We start from the raw sequence: 552 nt of genomic DNA on the forward strand, positions 1-552 counted from the left end.
CACCATCGTCCAGGCGCTGCTCGACGGCGGTGCAGACGTCCATGTCTTCGACCCCGAAGGCATGGAGGCCGCCAAGGCCGTGCTCGGGCCCGTGACCTATGGCAAGAACCCTTACGAGATCGCGACCGATGCCGAGGCGATCGTGGTCGTCACCGAATGGGACGAGTTCCGCGCGCTCGATTTCCGCCGCCTGAAGCAGGAGATGAAGGCGCCCGTCATCGTCGACCTGCGCAACATCTACAAGCCGGAGGAGATGGAGAAATACGGCTTCAGCCATGTCCCGATCGGCAAGCGGAAGGTGAAGGCCTGAGCATGCATTACTTCATCACCGGCACCGCCGGCTTCATCGGTTTCCATCTCGCCCGGCGTCTCCTGGCCGACGGGCATGAGGTGACCGGCTTCGACGGCATGACGCCCTATTACAACGTCAAGCTCAAGCAGATGCGCCACGCGGCGCTGGCGCAGTATCCCTCATTCACACCAGTCATTGCCAGGCTGGAGGATCGTTCAGCGGTCGAAGAGGCCATGGCTACAGCCAAGCCGGATGTGGTC

Annotated in this window: 2 protein-coding genes; both read left to right on the forward strand. The window is 62.5% G+C overall.

What is annotated here, in order from left to right:
* A partial coding sequence (locus ACK4TH_RS13125) for a UDP binding domain-containing protein (protein ID WP_409627071.1) occupies window positions 1–310 on the forward strand: 310 nt, incomplete at its 5' end.
* 2 nt (window positions 311–312) lie between these two features.
* The coding region (locus ACK4TH_RS13130; RefSeq protein ID WP_409627073.1) for an NAD-dependent epimerase/dehydratase family protein at window positions 313–552 on the forward strand (240 nt) is incomplete at its 3' end.

Source organism: Tepidimonas sp., assembly GCF_046292505.1.
Lineage (GTDB): Bacteria > Pseudomonadota > Gammaproteobacteria > Burkholderiales > Burkholderiaceae_C > Tepidimonas.